This window comes from Streptomyces sp. NPDC127119, assembly GCF_042677425.1.
GTDB lineage: Bacteria > Actinomycetota > Actinomycetes > Streptomycetales > Streptomycetaceae > Streptomyces.
Window position 1 is genome coordinate 17,442 of record NZ_JBHXTO010000027.1, and the last position, 14,753, is coordinate 32,194.

Here is a 14,753-nt window from a genome sequence, read left to right on the forward strand (position 1 = left end):
GCACCAGGCGGGGAAGGGGTGAGATATGGCTCGCGAAAATGGTCGTACCCACCGGCTAACTCACTGCCGGGCGGGCGGACGGCACGTCAGTACGCGCCGTCCGCCCGCCCGTTGAGCGCAATCCGCTCAGCCGAGCCCGGGGTCTACGAGACCACCGCCGGATCGACCGGTTTGGCCACCCGCTCGGAGTTGCCCTCGTCGCCCACGGAGATGCCGCGCCGCTTGGACACGTACACCGCGCCGATGATGACGGCGAACGAGAGCACCGCGATGAGGACCCGCATGCCCACGCTCTTGTCGTCGCCGTAGCTGAATTTGACCACTGCCGGCGCGATGAGCAGCGCCACCAGGTTCATCACCTTCAGGAGGGGGTTGATCGCCGGTCCCGCGGTGTCCTTGAAGGGGTCACCGATCGTGTCGCCGATCACCGTCGCGGCATGGGCCTCGCTGCCCTTGCCGCCGTGGTGGCCGTCCTCGACGAGCTTCTTGGCGTTGTCCCACGCGCCACCGGAGTTGGCGAGGAAGACCGCCATCAGCGTGCCGGTGCCGATGGCGCCCGCGAGGAAGGCGCCGAGCGCGCCGACCCCGAGCGTGAACCCGATCGCGATCGGCGTCAGTACGGCGAGCAGACCGGGCGTGGTCAGCTCGCGAAGCGCGTCCTTCGTACAGATGTCGACGACGCGCCCGTACTCGGGCTTCTCGCTGTAGTCCATGATCCCGGGGCGCTCGCGGAACTGCCGCCGCACCTCGTAGACCACGGCCCCGGCCGACCGCGACACCGCGTTGATCGCCAGCCCCGAGAAGAGGAAGACGACCGCGGCGCCCGCGATGAGCCCGACCAGGTTGTTGGGCTGCGAGATGTCCATCATCAGGTTCATCGGGGCACTCGGGCCCGAGACCTTCTCCCCCACGTCGTTCGCGGCCGTGAGGATGGCGTCCCGGTACGAGCCGAAGAGCGCCGACGCCGCCAGTACCGCGGTGGCGATGGCGATGCCCTTCGTGATGGCCTTGGTGGTGTTGCCGACGGCGTCCAGGTCGGTGAGCACCTGTGCGCCCGCGCCCTCGACGTCGCCCGACATCTCGGCGATGCCCTGCGCGTTGTCGGAGACCGGCCCGAAGGTGTCCATGGCGACGATGACGCCGACCGTGGTGAGCAGACCCGTTCCGGCGAGGGCCACCGCGAACAGCGCCAGCATGATCGACGTACCGCCGAGCAGGAAGGCCCCGTAGACGCCGAGGCCGATCAGCAGCGCGGTGTAGACGGCCGATTCGAGACCGATCGAGATACCGGCGAGGACGACGGTGGCCGGGCCGGTGAGCGAGGTCTTGCCGATGTCCCTCACCGGGCGACGGGTCGTCTCGGTGAAGTAGCCGGTCAGCTGCTGGATCAGCGCGGCCAGCACGATGCCGATGGCGACCGCGAGGAGCGCGAGGATCCGCGGGTCGCCGGACTTGCCGAGGATGGCCTCGTCGGTGACACCGTCCAGGTCGGCGTACGAGGACGGCAGATAGACGAAGACGGCCACGGCCACCAGCGCCAGCGAGATCACCGCGGAGATGAAGAAGCCACGGTTGATGGCGCTCATCCCACTGCGGTCCGCACGGCGCGGAGCGACCGCGAAGATGCCGATCATCGCGGTGAGTACGCCGATCGCGGGCACGATCAGCGGGAAGGCGAGCCCGGAGTCCCCGAACGCCGCCTTGCCGAGGATCAGCGCGGCGACGAGCGTGACGGCGTACGACTCGAAGAGGTCGGCGGCCATACCGGCGCAGTCGCCGACGTTGTCGCCCACGTTGTCCGCGATGGTCGCGGCGTTGCGCGGATCGTCCTCCGGGATGCCCTGCTCGACCTTGCCGACCAGGTCGGCGCCGACGTCGGCGGCCTTGGTGAAGATGCCGCCGCCGACACGCATGAACATGGCGATCAGCGCGGCGCCGAGACCGAAGCCCTCCAGGACCTTCGGCGCGTCGGCCGCGTACACCAGCACCACACAGGAGGCGCCCAGCAGACCGAGCCCCACCGTGAACATGCCGACGACGCCGCCCGTGCGGAAAGCGATCTTCATGGCTTTGTGCGAGACGGCGGTGAGATCCTTTTCGGGCTCACCCTCCGCCGGGGTCGCTTCCCGTGCCGCGGCGGCCACGCGGACATTGCTGCGTACGGCGAGCCACATGCCGATATATCCGGTGGTCGCCGAGAACGCCGCGCCGATCAAGAAGAAGACCGATCGGCCGGCACGCTGATTCCAGTCGTCCGCGGGCAGCAGCATGAGCAGGAAGAACACCACGACGGCGAATACCCCGAGGGTACGCATCTGCCGCCCCAGGTAGGCATTCGCGCCCTCCTGGATCGCGACCGCGATCTCCTTCATGCTGTCGGTGCCCTCGCCCGCCGCGAGCACCTGGCGGACCAGGACCCCGGCGACGGCAAGCGCCGCAACGGCGACGACCGCGATCACCACGACGATGAGGCGGTTGTCGTCCGTCAGTACCGCGGCTGCGAGGGTAGTGGGCTGGTCAAACTGATGAGGGGTAGAAAGCCCCGCCATTCGTCCTCCTTGACGCTTGGACCGAGCTCAAGATGTGGACGGATTGTAGGTACCGGAACCTGATCAAAACAGTGCGCGGTAAGCGGAATTGGCCTTCACATGCTCTTCAGCAAATGATCCGGTGATCGACGGGGGGCCCGAAAGTGGTAATGCCTCAAACGCATTGACTCCAGGTCCATTACCGTGCGGCGCCGCGTAAAGCTGATCGTATTGTTGATCGAAATCCAGATCGTGAATTCATTCACGAAATGGGGGTGGCTTGATCCGGAGGGCGCGGGGGTGTCGGGGGGGTGGCCGACGGGCGCCGCGCATGCGCCGAGCGGTGGCGTCCCGGCGGCAAACGGCCGTCGGATGAGCGGGGGCGGATGACCGGCGATCGGGCGACGCCCGGGTGGTGATCTGGTGGTGATCGGCTGGCGCGGGGGCGGTGATCGGCTGGCGCCCGGCCAGGGATCGGGCGGCGCATGGACGGCGATCGGGCCGTGATCGGCCGGCTGGTCAGTCCTGGGGGACGCCTGCCGAGTGACCCGACGGGCAGTCGACGAGGGACCCGGGGCGGCTGCCGGGCGACTCACGGGCCACCGTCGAGAGGCTGGCCGGGCGGCGCGAGGGCGCCTCGGCTGGTGACCGGCGACCACCCTTGAGGCGACCGTCGAGTGGCCGCCAGGGCAACCTGAGGCGATCTTCGGGTGGCCGGCGGGGCAACCCTGGGGCGGTCGGTCGACGGCCGGTAGGGCTGTCGGGGCGGCGAGCGGAGGGGTGGTGGGGCAGCGGCCCGGAGGACGTTGGACGGCACCCGACGGGTCGTCAGCGGCGACTGGACCAAACCCGGGATACGGCCGATGGGCCGACCGAGCAGCGGTGGGCGCCCTCGCCCCTCCGGGAGACGGCCCTGGACGGCGGCTGTCGACACCTGAGGGGGCGTCCGACGCGGAGCCGCGGGAAACCCCCCGCCCGGGGACAGACGTGCCGGAGAGGGCGCCTGAGCGACGGCGGGGTCGCCGCCGACCAGCAGACCCACGCGACGGCGCGGACCGCGCGAGGCGGGTCCCGGGTCGACCAGCGAGCCGACGCGTCCAGCGAGACCAGGCGGCCACCAGGGACGGGCGGCAGCACGGTCGGCGAGGCGGTGCGGCCGACAAGGCAGTGCCGTCGGCCGACAGAACCGCTTTGCCGACTGCTCAGCCGGCGCAGCGAGGCGGCGGCGCGGTCAGCGAGGCCGCCGCCGTGGCTGGTCGGTCTCGCTGGGCAGCAGCGGGGCCGGGCAACAGCGCGGCCGTTGTCCGGCGACGCTTCGGCCGCGTGGCCGGACAGCGGCCGGACATGCCAAAGGGCCCTGGTGAGCAGGGCCCTTTCGCAAAGGTTCAGGCAGTACCAAGAGGGGTGGATCAGGGAACGAGCATGGCCGGCGGCGTGGTGGGCCAGCTCATCCTGATCAGTCCGCCGTTCTCACCGGCGGTCACTTCCACGTCGTCGACGAGGCCGCTGATGACCGCGAGGCCCATCTCGTCCTCTTCGGTCTCGACGTCCGCGCCGTCGGCTCCGCCATGGGCGCCCGGCGACTTCTCACCGGGAACCGTGTGCGGCGCCTCATCACCGACCTCGATGGAGAACAGCTTCTCCTCCTCGATCAGCGAGACCCGCACCGGCGCCGAGATTCCGGCGCTTTGGTGCAGGCCGACGGCCCGTGTGCAGGCTTCGCCCACGGCGAGCCTGACCTCGTCGAGGACGGCCTCGTCCACTCCGGCCCTGCGCGCCACCGCTGCCGCCACCAGTCGGGCGGTCCTGACGTGCTCGGGCAGCGCGCTGAAGCGGAGTTCAACGGTGGCCATGCATCCCCCTCGGAACTACGGGCGTGCGGTCGGGGGGTCGGGTCGCCGAGACCTGACCCCCCTCCATTGACTTCTGCCTCCCGGGCCGTGCCCGGGATTCGGCTGTGACGGCTGACCGGCCAGTCAGCAGGGACGGGCCGGACCGTGGCCGCTCAGTCGGTGGCCGCCACCGCTTCTTCGACCGAGGTGTGGATCGGGAACACCTTGGTGAGACCGGTGATGCGGAAGATCTTCAGAATGCGCTCCTGGTTGCAGACCAGACGGAGCGAACCCTCATGGGCACGCACCCGCTTCAGGCCGCCCACCAGCACGCCGAGACCGGTCGAGTCGAGGAAGTCCACGCCCTCCATGTCGACGACAAGGTGGAAACTGCCGTCGTTCACCAGCTCGACCAGCTGTTCGCGCAACTTGGGCGCGGTATATACATCGATTTCGCCACCGACCTCGACGACCGTACGATCGCCGACGGTACGGGTCGACAGGGACAGGTCCACGGATCCTCCAGCACCTTGCTATCGAGCGGTCATCCCAAGGGACACCTCGGCGGAGCCCCCGGGACGGTTCGCCAGCCGCGATGGCATTCAATCACTTACCGGCAGGCGTGCACGACGCCTTGGGCCCATTGTCCGTCATGCCGGTGACACACTCGATGCCGATGGCCAATAATCTCCGACCCGATCGAACCTCGACGGACACCGCCTCCCGCCCCTCGCCGGGCGAGATCCTGGACCGGCTGGCCTCTGGGCCGAGCCGGGCTTCGCGCATCACTCATACGGAGCACTTGCCCCCACGTGAGGGTCGCCATGCCGTGTGGCCCGACCGGATCCGTTCGGAGGTCGTCGCGGCGGTGCAGTCCGCCGGTATCGAACACCCCTGGGCCCACCAGGCACTCGCTGCCGAGCACGCCCTGGACGGCGAATCGGTGATCGTCTCCACGGGTACGGCCTCCGGCAAGTCCCTGGCGTATCTCGTCCCGGTTCTGTCGACACTCCTCGACGGTTCCGAGGCGCCGAACGGCCGCGGCTCGACCGCCCTCTACCTCGCTCCGACCAAGGCTCTCGCCGCGGACCAGCGCCGGTCCGTGAAAAAACTCTCACATCCGCTGGGCCACGCCGTCCGTTCCGCGGTCTACGACGGGGACACTCCCGTCGAGGAACGCGAGTGGGTGCGCCAGTACGCCAACTACGTCCTCACCAACCCCGACATGCTGCACCGCGGGATACTCCCCTCCCACCCCCGGTGGGCCTCCTTCCTGCGTGCCCTGCGCTATGTCGTCATCGACGAGTGCCACACCTACCGGGGCGTCTTCGGGTCGCACGTCGCCCAAGTGCTGCGCAGGCTGCGCCGCCTGTGCGCCCGTTACGGCTCCTCACCCGTCTTCCTCATGGCCTCCGCGACCGCCGCCGAGCCGTCCGTCGCCGCCTCCCGCCTCACCGGCCTGCCCGTGGTGGAGGTCGCCGACGACACCTCGCCCCGCGGGGAACTGGTCTTCGCCCTCTGGGAACCGCCCCTCACCGACCTGCACGGCGAGAAGGGCGCCCCGGTCCGCCGCTCCGCCACCGCCGAGACCGCGGACCTCCTCACCGACCTGACCGTGCAGGGCGTCCGCTCGGTCGCCTTCGTACGGTCCCGCCGCGGGGCCGAGTTGATCTCGGTGATCGCCCAGGAACGGCTCTCCGAGATCGATCGCTCCCTGGCCCGCCGCGTCGCTGCCTACCGCGGCGGCTACCTCCCCGAGGAACGCCGCGCCCTCGAACACGCCCTCCACTCCGGCGAACTCCTCGGCCTCGCCGCCACCACCGCTCTCGAACTGGGCATCGACGTCTCCGGCCTGGACGCCGTCGTCATCGCCGGCTACCCGGGCACCCGTGCGTCCCTCTGGCAGCAGGCCGGCCGCGCGGGCCGCTCCGGACAGGGGGCGCTCGCGGTACTGGTCGCCCGTGACGATCCGCTGGACACCTTCCTCGTCCATCACCCGGAAGCCCTGTTCGACCAGCCGGTGGAGTCCACCGTCCTCGACCCGGACAACCCGTACGTCCTCGCGCCCCACCTGTGCGCCGCGGCGTCCGAACTCCCCCTCACCGAGGAGGACTTCGATCTCTTCGGCCCGGCCACCGCCGACCTGATGCCGCAGCTGGAGGCCGCGAAACTGCTCCGCCGCCGCACGAAGGCGTGGCACTGGACCCGCCGGGAACGGGCCGCCGACCTGACCGACATCCGCGGCGGAGGCGGCAACCCGGTGCAGATCGTGGAGTCCGGCTCCGGACGGCTGCTGGGCACGGTCGACGCCGGGGCCGCGCACACCACCGTCCACGAAGGCGCGGTCCACCTCCACCAGGGCCGTACGTACCTGGTCGACGAGCTGCACCTGGACGATTCGGTCGCGCTGGTCACGGAGGCCAACCCGCCGTATTCGACGGTCGCCCGTGACACCACGGCCATCTCCGTCCTGGAGACGGACGTCGAAATCCCTTGGGGCGACGGCCGGTTGTGCTACGGCTCCGTCGAGGTCACCAATCAGGTCGTCTCCTTCCTGCGTCGTCGTCTCATGACCGGCGAGGTGCTCGGCGAGACGAAACTCGATCTGCCTCCCCGCACACTCCGTACGCGCGCCGTGTGGTGGACGGTCACCGAGGACCAGCTCGACGCCGCCCGGGTGAACCCCGAGATCCTGGGCGGCGCCCTGCACGCCGCCGAGCACGCCTCGATCGGCATGCTGCCGCTCTTCGCCACCTGCGACCGCTGGGACATCGGCGGCGTCTCCGTCCCGCTGCACCCGGACACCCTCCTGCCCACGGTCTTCGTCTACGACGGCCATCCCGGCGGCGCGGGCTTCGCGGAGCGCGCCTTCCACACCGCCCGCGAATGGCTCACCGCCACCCGCCAGGCCATCGCCTCCTGCGAGTGCGACGCCGGCTGCCCGTCCTGCATCCAGTCGCCCAAGTGCGGCAACGGCAACGAGCCGCTGCACAAGCGGGGAGCCGTCCGGCTGCTGACAGTTCTGCTGCAGGGAGCACCGGCAGCACCGGAGGAACCACCGGCCCCCGGGGAAGTTCTCCCCGAGGAGGCGCAGCGACAGGGCGACGGCCGGCAGCCGGACGCCGTCACCGCGACCGATCCCGCGGCCGGGCCCTAAGCCCCGGGGCCATGGGTCCCGGCGGGCCTGCCCGTGACCTGACCTCGGCCGTCAGCGGCCCCCGTCCCGCCTCGACCGTGACGTCCGCGATCTCGCCCCGGACGGCGCACCGCACGATCCGGGTGCCCTGCGCCCGTGCCACGCGGTCCGCCCGGGCGCAGGCCTCCGTCCCGCCGTCCGTCCAGTGGTCGGCCGCCGCGAGCGCCGCCAAGTCGGCCGCGCCGCCCGCACGATGACGGACCACCACCGCCTGTCCCATCGCCAGCACGGCACCGAAGACCACACACAGCACCGCGATCGCGCCGACGGCCCACACGGTCGCCGACCCCCGGTCCGAAGCGAGCCCCGGCCCACACGACCTCGTACGCCATCTCCCGAGGCCGGCCCGTCCGGATTCCCCCGTCCTTCTGACCTCCTCCGTCCTCCTGGCCTTCTCCGTCCTCCTGGCCCTCTCCGCCCCCCTCACCGGGCCGCCCCGACCGTCTCCTCCGCCAGGGCGACTGCCTCCTGTGTGAGGTCGAGGGTCAGCGCGTCGGGGCCGGGGGTCGTGGCCTCGACCCGGACGCGTACCAGGTCGCCCTCGCGCCGGACGGAGACGCCGGCGCCGCTCGGCGCCGCCTGGCGGGCGGTCTCCAGCACCGTGCCCGGCGGTTCCTGCCGGGCCGCCGCGCGAGCGCCGGCCCGGGCCGCGTCCACGCACTGGATCAGCGCGGTCGCGGCCAGCAACGCCCAGACCAGTGCCATCGTGAACGCCACCAGCACCGGCAGCACCACGGCCGCCTCCGCCGTCACGAAACCGCGGTCCCGGGCCGACGAACCCACGCGCGCGCCCGCCTCAGAACCTCCCACTGAGCGCCCGCCCCACGATGTCCTGCAGAACCCCGCGCACCTGCCCGCTGGTCAGCACCTCGTAGAGCAGCGCGGCGAACCCCACCGCCGCGATCAGCCCCATCGCGTACTCGGAGGTGACCATCCCGGCGTCCCTCCGCCCCGCCCCTGCCCGTCCCACCCGGGCCCAGCCCTCCAGAACCCACGCCCGCACCCGAACCCGAACCCGCACTGCCTTACCCATCCGAACCCCCGTACAGCTCTGTCCCGTTGACCTTTGACGTCTGGCCTCTGACGTTTGACCTTGGCTTTCGACTTTCGACTTTCGACCTTCGGCCTCTGACCTTGCTCACCCGTGGTTCCGCCCGTCAGCCATCACCCCCGCCCAAGGCCCCCACCCAGCACCCCGCTCGCCAGCCCGAGCACCACCGGCAGTACGCCGATCGCGATGAACGCGGGCAGGAAGCACAGCCCGACGGGAGCGGTGATCAGGACGCCCGCCCGTCGCGCCCGAGCCGTTGCGGCGCGCCCCCGTTCCGCGCGGGCCTCGGAGGCGACACGAGCGACCGGTACCGCCGCCGGTACTCCCGACTCGCCGGCCCGCTCCAGCAGCCGGGCCAGTCCTCGGGCGCCTGGCAACGCGGCCAGCGCGCGCCAGGCCTCCGCCGGTTCACCGCCGAGCCGCACCTCGGCCGCTCCCCGCGCCAGCCGCGCCCCCACGGGTCCCTCCAGCGCCTCCCCCACCGCCCGTGCGGCCATGACGGGGCTCGCGCCCGCCGCGATGCAGGCGGCCAGCAGATCGGCGGCAAGGGGCAGTTGCCGCGCGGCCTGTACCGCGTCGAACCCCTCCGCAGATCCCGCCGCCGACGCCGACGCCGATCCGCGCTGCCACCGCCACATCCCGAACGCGGCCACAAGTCCCACCAGGACCCCGGCCGTGCCACCGACGAACACCCAGCAGGCGCTCAAGGCGCCGATCACCGGCAGCCATCGCCGCACCACGTCACGCAGCTGCGAGCGCCGCCCGGAGGAGGCTGCCTCCACTGCCGGTTCGCGTTCGTCGGCCAGGATCGTCAGCAGCGCCTCGAACCGCCTGCGCGCCCTCCGCTTCCGCCGTGCCGCTCCCAGGGACCGGGCCAGCGCCCACAGTCCCGCCGCCACGCACACCACCGCCCCCAGCCTGTGGACAACCTCCGTACTCATCCGTCCTCCGCTCCGCGTACGATCCGCAGCGCCCACCACAGGCCGACGCCCTCCAGAACCCCGCCGACCAGCAGGCAGCCGAGGCCCGCCCCGGTGTGCAGCAGGACGTGCAGCGGGTCGGCGCCGAGCGCGGTGCCCAGGAGCAGCCCGAGCACCGGCAGTCCCGCGAGCAGCACCGCGGTCGACCGGGCGCCCGCCAACTGGGCCCGCAGGTCGGCGCGTTGGTCCCGCTCCGCGCGCAGCGCCCCCTCCAGCCGGTCGAGCCCGGCCGCGAGGCCCGCGCCCCGGTCCACGGCGACACGCCAGCACGCGGCGAGCCCCAGCAGCCCTTCGGCCCCGGGCCGCCGGGCCGCGTCGGTGAGCGCGCCCGGCACATCCCCGCCGAACCGCGCGGCCGCCAGGACCGACGCCTGCACGTCCCCGAGCCCTCCGGAGTCGTGGGCGGCGCCCAGCAGCGCCTCGCCCGGCTGCCGTCCGGCCCTGACCTCCCCCGCGAGCGCCCCGCACAGCGCGATCACCGCGGCAGCTCGCCGCTCCCGCGCCCGCCGCGCCGCTCCGGCCCGCCGGACACTCCGTACCAGGGGTACTCCGAGCGCCCCCAGGACGACCGGCACCACGGACGCTCCCAGGAGTCCGACCACCGCCCCGGCGATCAGGGCCCACCACTCGCCCCACGTCCCGTGCAGCCGCCGAAGCCGCTCCCCGGTCCGCAGATCCCGCTTCCACGACGGCGGCCCGATGCCCGCCGCCCCGCCACCGGCACACACCAGCCGCGCCCGTCGCATCCCGTGCCCCGGCCCGCCCATCACCCAGACCGCCGTCCCGGCGCACACCACGGCCACCACCACAGACATCCCGACCACCCCCGTCACAACCCGCGCCCACCCCTCCGTTCGCTCACGCCATCGACGCCCCGCACGCCTCTCACATCACTCGCGCGTCCCGCGCCACTCACGTCACCCGTGCCGCCGAGCAGCTCTCGCAGCCGCTCCCACCCGCGCCCGTACGTGAAGGCCTCCGCGCCCCATCGCAGCGCGGGCACCGTCACGACCAGCCCCGCCGGGTCCCGCTCCAGCACATGCACCTCGGCGACCCGCCGCCGCCCGGCCCGGTCGCGTACGAGATGGAGCACCACCGAGAGTGCCGCCGCCACCTGGCTGTGCAGTGCGGCCCGGTCGAGCCCGGCGGCCGTGCCCAGTGCTTCCAGGCGGGCCGGCACCCCCGAGGCGGCGTTGGCGTGCACGGTCCCGCAGCCGCCTTCGTGGCCCGTGTTCAACGCAGCCAGCAACGCGACCACTTCGGGCCCTCGGACCTCACCGACCACCAGACGGTCCGGCCGCATGCGCAGCGCCTGGCGGACCAGGTCCTGGAGCGTGACGAGGCCGGCGCCCTCCTGGTTGGGCGGTCTGGATTCCAGCTGTACGACATGGGGGTGGTCGGGGCGCAGCTCCGCCGAGTCCTCGGCGAGCACGATCCGCTCACCCGGCCCGACGAGGCCGAGCAGCGCACTCAGTAGCGTCGTCTTGCCGCTGCCCGTGCCGCCGCTGATCAGGAACGAGAGCCTCGCGTCGAGCAGGGCGCGCAGCAGCCGGTCCCCGCCCGGCGGTACGGTCCCCGCGGCCACCAGTTCGGCGAGGGTGAACGCCCTCGGCCGTACGACCCGCAGGGACAGGCAGGTCGAGCCGACGGCGACCGGTGGCAGCACCGCGTGCAGCCGGGTTCCGTCGGGGAGTCGGGCGTCCACCCAGGGGTGGGCGTCGTCCAGCCGTCGCCCGGCCACGGCCGCGAGTCGCTGTGCGAGACGTCGTACGGCCGCCGCGTCCGGGAAGGACACGGCTGTCAGCTCCAGGCCGCCGCCGCGGTCCACCCACACCCGGTCGGGTGCCGAGACCAGTACGTCGGTCACCGAGGGGTCGTCGAGCAGTGGTTCCAGCGGGCCGCTCCCGACCAGCTCCGACCGCAACCGCTCGGCCGCACCGAGGACTTCGGCGTCCCCGAGCACCCGCCCCTGCTCCCGCAGAGCCTGCGCCACGCGCGCGGGGGTCGGTTCGCCCCCGCTCTCGGCCAGCCACTGCCGGACCCCGTCCAGCAGCCCCGTGTCGGAGGCCGAGCCACCCCACGGCCGCCCACCCACGGGCGGCCCCGCGCCCGGGCGGCCACGCGGGCCCGTGCCGGTGCGGCCTCCGGAGAAGCTGCCCCCCGACGGCCCCACGTGGACGGGCGAACCGCCGCGCAGGCCCGTCCCCCCGCTCATACGCCTCCTCCGGCGACCGCTGCCCGCTCCCAGAACGCCGAGCAGAAGCGGGCGAGCGGACCGCGGCCGTCTCCGCCGGGCGGAGCGCCCCGCTCCTGGGCGGCCGGCAGCCCCGTCTCCGTGGGCACCTCGCCCATCAGGGGCAGTCCGAGGAGCCGGGCGACCTCCCGGTCGTCCAGACCCGGCGCGTACGGCCCGCGGACCGCGACGCGCAGGTCCCTCAGGACCATGCCGACCGCGGACGCCACCCGTCCGGCCGCCGCGACGGCGCGCAATTCGGCCGGGACGACGAGCACGCCGAGGTCGATCTGGGCGAGGGCCTCCGCGACCCCTTCGTCGATCCGGCGCGGCAGATCGACGACCACCACCCCGCCGCGCCGTCTGGCGGCGGCCAGGACCGCGCGGACGGCCTCGGGCGCCACGGTGACGCAGTCGCCCCGGTCCCAGCTGAGAACCCGCAGGGCGTGCAGTGCGGGCAGGGACTCCTCCAGGGCTTCGCCGCCGACGCGTCCGTGCGAGGCGGCGAAGGCGGGCCAGCGGAGTCCCTCGACGGACTCTCCGCCGAGGAGTACGTCGAGTCCGCCGCCCAGCGGGTCCGCGTCGACAAGGAGGGTGCGGGCGCCCTGGCGCGCCGAGGTGACCGCGAGCGCGCAGGCGAGCGTGGACGATCCGGCGCCTCCGCGACCGCCGATCACGCCGACGGTGAGGGCGGGCGGTCCGACGCCCTCGGCGACGTCGGCGATGCGGTCGACCAACCATTGTTCGCCATCCGGCAGCATCAGCACGTGGTCGGCGCCGATCTCCACAGCCCTTCTCCAGACCCCGGGATCGTCCTGATCCCGCCCCACCAGTACGACTCCGCGTCTGCGTGTGGCGCCCCGGACGCGGCGCGCGGCGTCGTCGCCGACGAGGACCAGCGGTGCCGTGTCCCAGCCGCCGCCTCGCTCCGGCACCCCGTGGTGGACTTCGGGCCGGGCGCCGGCCGCGGCGCACAGCCGCAGCAGGTCGTCCAGCAGATCCACGTCCTCGGTGACGATCAACGGTCCGCCCTGCCGCCCCTCGGCGGCCGACGGCCGGTCGTGTGTGATGGCTCCCGCCACGCTCTCCAGCCCCCTTCGCTGCTTCGTCGCGGAACCCCTGCGGTCCCGCGATTCCCGCCCAGCGCAAGAGCGGCCATCCGGCCCTCCATATGAACCGCCGATACGAACCGGCCATAGCCGCCGAACAAACGGAACCGGCCATGAACTTCCGCAAGCGGTACGCGCTGGAATCACGGTGCAGCGAAGCCGGAAATCGTGTGGATCTTGGTCGATAACTGTGGACAACTCGGCGCCTGTGAATATCGCCTTCACCCAAACCGGTGACCGTTGTACGACTTCCTTGGCGCAACCCCACGGCTACACACAGTGACGAATCCTGTGCGGAGACAGAGAAACGCCGGGCCCCGCAGTGCGGGGCCCGGCGTTCTCAACAACGGACGGGAAAACCCATCCGGACATGCGACGACCCCCGCCGGGGGGGAGAGCGGGGGTCGTCCCCACGGTTTGACTCGGGGGGGGAGGAGCCAAACCGGGTTAGCACGGTCGCGAACGATCCGTGACTTCCATGGTGTACCCGAGAGCTCTCTCAGGCAAACCCACACGTCCCACACTAGCCCGAATGGCGGGCGCATATGCTCAACCCGTGGAAAACCACTCCTTGCCTCGTACAGCCGCCTTCTTTGACCTGGACAAGACGGTCATTGCGAAGTCGAGCACGCTCACCTTCAGCAAGTCGTTCTACCAAGGCGGTCTGATCAACCGCCGGGCGGTGTTGCGTACCGCATATGCCCAGTTCGTGTTCCTCGCCGGCGGCGCCGACCACGACCAGATGGAGCGGATGCGCGCGTACCTGTCCGCGCTGTGCCGCGGCTGGAACGTCCAGCAGGTGAAGGAGATCGTCGCCGAGACCCTGCACGACCTGATCGACCCGATCATCTACGACGAGGCCGCCTCCCTCATCGAGGAGCACCACACCGCCGGCCGGGACGTCGTGATCGTGTCCACCTCCGGCGCGGAGGTCGTCGAGCCGATCGGTGAACTCCTGGGCGCCGACCGGGTGGTGGCCACCCGCATGGTCGTGGGCGACGACGGCTGCTTCACGGGCGAGGTGGAGTACTACGCGTACGGCCCCACCAAGGCCGAGGCCGTCAAGGAGCTGGCCGTGTCCGAGGGATACGACCTGTCGCGCTGCTACGCGTACAGCGACTCGGCGACCGACATCCCGATGCTCTCGGCGGTCGGCCACCCCCACGCGGTGAACCCGGACCGCGCGCTGCGCCGCGAGGCTCTCGCGCGCGGGTGGCCCATCCTCGACTTCAACCACCCTGTGCGCCTCAAGCAGCGGCTGTCCGTGGCGCCCCGCCCGGCCATCGTCGCGGCGGCGGCCATAGGGGCGGCGGCGGCCACCGCGGGGCTCGTCTGGTACGCCAGCAGGCGCCGCGCGACGGTGAGCTGACCCCACCCAGGAGGCCCCACTTCCGTCCCCTCGCCCTTCATGGGCCTCTCCTTGTTCACTCTTCCGAGTCGACCGCCCGATTCGTTCTGCTTTGGCAGCAAAAGTAAAGAAGTACAGCGGGGGGTTCCACTTGCCCCGGACCAGGAGTACAAAGGGATTAACGGCCCGCGAGACCAAGGACATCCGAAAGGATCACCTTCAAACGCAACCGAGGCCCCACGGACCGCGCATGAACACAGGGCACCCACGCGACGTCGACCCGTCGATTACGGGCCAGCCGCACCAGGCGACGGGCAACAGTTCCCGACCTGATGGGCAACACTCCGAGGACGCTTGGTAACCCGGTGGACATGTCGGCGGCGGGAACGGAAAAACGAACCCCCCCAACCAGTTGAGGGGCCCCGGCCGCACCCCAGCACCGCGTGTGGAACATATTACGCGCCACGCAGAAGCGC

Annotated in this window: 12 protein-coding genes; 2 read left to right on the top strand and 10 right to left on the bottom strand. The window is 72.0% G+C overall.

Annotation, left to right across the window (positions count from 1 at the left end; translation table 11 throughout):
- Positions 1-143: 143 nt before the first annotated feature.
- The 3 genes from ACFVH5_RS15090 to bldG all read right to left on the bottom strand — a co-directional run bounded on the left by ACFVH5_RS15090 (position 144) and on the right by bldG (position 4,875).
- Positions 144-2,549: a sodium-translocating pyrophosphatase gene (locus ACFVH5_RS15090; RefSeq protein ID WP_385834118.1), complete on the bottom strand. Its 2,406-nt coding sequence runs from the start codon at positions 2,547-2,549 to the stop codon at positions 144-146.
- 1,388 nt (positions 2,550-3,937) lie between these two features.
- Complete coding sequence (locus ACFVH5_RS15095) at positions 3,938-4,381, bottom strand: ATP-binding protein (RefSeq protein WP_385834119.1); 444 nt, start codon at positions 4,379-4,381, stop codon at positions 3,938-3,940.
- Between the two features lie 152 nt (positions 4,382-4,533).
- Positions 4,534-4,875: an anti-sigma factor antagonist BldG gene (gene bldG / locus ACFVH5_RS15100; protein WP_003975386.1), complete on the bottom strand. Its 342-nt coding sequence runs from the start codon at positions 4,873-4,875 to the stop codon at positions 4,534-4,536.
- An 80-nt stretch (positions 4,876-4,955) separates the two neighbouring features.
- Between bldG and ACFVH5_RS15105 the strand changes: the two genes are divergently transcribed.
- Positions 4,956-7,517, top strand: coding sequence for a DEAD/DEAH box helicase (locus ACFVH5_RS15105; protein ID WP_385834120.1), 2,562 nt, complete (start codon positions 4,956-4,958; stop codon positions 7,515-7,517).
- Here ACFVH5_RS15105 and ACFVH5_RS15110 read toward each other — a convergent pair.
- The 7 genes from ACFVH5_RS15110 to ssd all read right to left on the bottom strand — a co-directional run bounded on the left by ACFVH5_RS15110 (position 7,486) and on the right by ssd (position 12,902).
- Entirely contained in the window at positions 7,486-7,833 is a 348-nt protein-coding gene (locus ACFVH5_RS15110; protein ID WP_385834122.1) for an Rv3654c family TadE-like protein, read from the bottom strand. The two genes, ACFVH5_RS15105 and ACFVH5_RS15110, sit on opposite strands and share 32 nt — an antisense overlap.
- Before the next feature lie 146 nt (positions 7,834-7,979).
- Positions 7,980-8,339 (bottom strand): TadE family type IV pilus minor pilin, encoded by a 360-nt coding sequence (locus tag ACFVH5_RS15115; RefSeq protein ID WP_385834123.1) that lies wholly within the window; start codon positions 8,337-8,339, stop codon positions 7,980-7,982.
- A gap of 13 nt (positions 8,340-8,352) precedes the next feature.
- Positions 8,353-8,490, bottom strand: a complete 138-nt coding sequence (locus ACFVH5_RS15120; protein ID WP_384801522.1) for a DUF4244 domain-containing protein — start codon at positions 8,488-8,490, stop codon at positions 8,353-8,355.
- Between the two features lie 230 nt (positions 8,491-8,720).
- On the bottom strand, positions 8,721-9,548 hold the full coding sequence (locus tag ACFVH5_RS15125; RefSeq protein ID WP_385834125.1) for a type II secretion system F family protein: 828 nt from the start codon (positions 9,546-9,548) through the stop codon (positions 8,721-8,723).
- Positions 9,545-10,402, bottom strand: coding sequence for a type II secretion system F family protein (locus tag ACFVH5_RS15130; RefSeq protein WP_385834126.1), 858 nt, complete (start codon positions 10,400-10,402; stop codon positions 9,545-9,547). Before ACFVH5_RS15130 ends, ACFVH5_RS15125 begins: the two co-directional genes overlap by 4 nt.
- Before the next feature lie 14 nt (positions 10,403-10,416).
- Positions 10,417-11,802: a TadA family conjugal transfer-associated ATPase gene (locus ACFVH5_RS15135; protein ID WP_385834127.1), complete on the bottom strand. Its 1,386-nt coding sequence runs from the start codon at positions 11,800-11,802 to the stop codon at positions 10,417-10,419.
- Positions 11,799-12,902 (bottom strand): septum site-determining protein Ssd, encoded by a 1,104-nt coding sequence (gene ssd, locus ACFVH5_RS15140; protein ID WP_384801510.1) that lies wholly within the window; start codon positions 12,900-12,902, stop codon positions 11,799-11,801. Before ssd ends, ACFVH5_RS15135 begins: the two co-directional genes overlap by 4 nt.
- 559 nt (positions 12,903-13,461) lie before the next feature.
- Between ssd and ACFVH5_RS15145 the strand changes: the two genes are divergently transcribed.
- A complete protein-coding gene (locus tag ACFVH5_RS15145) occupies positions 13,462-14,298 on the top strand; it encodes an HAD family hydrolase (protein WP_385834128.1) in 837 nt (278 codons plus the stop codon).
- Positions 14,299-14,753 lie beyond the last annotated feature (455 nt).

Bases quoted from the DNA above. Each gene is read 5' to 3' on its own strand.
- ACFVH5_RS15145 (WP_385834128.1), top strand. From the start codon at position 13,462: ATGGCGGGCGCATATGCTCAACCCGTGGAAAACCACTCCTTGCCTCGT.
- ACFVH5_RS15135 (WP_385834127.1), bottom strand. From the start codon at position 11,802: ATGAGCGGGGGGACGGGCCTGCGCGGCGGTTCGCCCGTCCACGTGGGG.
- ACFVH5_RS15120 (WP_384801522.1), bottom strand. From the start codon at position 8,490: ATGGTCACCTCCGAGTACGCGATGGGGCTGATCGCGGCGGTGGGGTTC.
- ACFVH5_RS15130 (WP_385834126.1), bottom strand. From the start codon at position 10,402: ATGTCTGTGGTGGTGGCCGTGGTGTGCGCCGGGACGGCGGTCTGGGTG.
- ACFVH5_RS15095 (WP_385834119.1), bottom strand. From the start codon at position 4,381: ATGGCCACCGTTGAACTCCGCTTCAGCGCGCTGCCCGAGCACGTCAGG.
- ACFVH5_RS15090 (WP_385834118.1), bottom strand. From the start codon at position 2,549: ATGGCGGGGCTTTCTACCCCTCATCAGTTTGACCAGCCCACTACCCTC.
- ACFVH5_RS15105 (WP_385834120.1), top strand. From the start codon at position 4,956: ATGGCATTCAATCACTTACCGGCAGGCGTGCACGACGCCTTGGGCCCA.
- ACFVH5_RS15125 (WP_385834125.1), bottom strand. From the start codon at position 9,548: ATGAGTACGGAGGTTGTCCACAGGCTGGGGGCGGTGGTGTGCGTGGCG.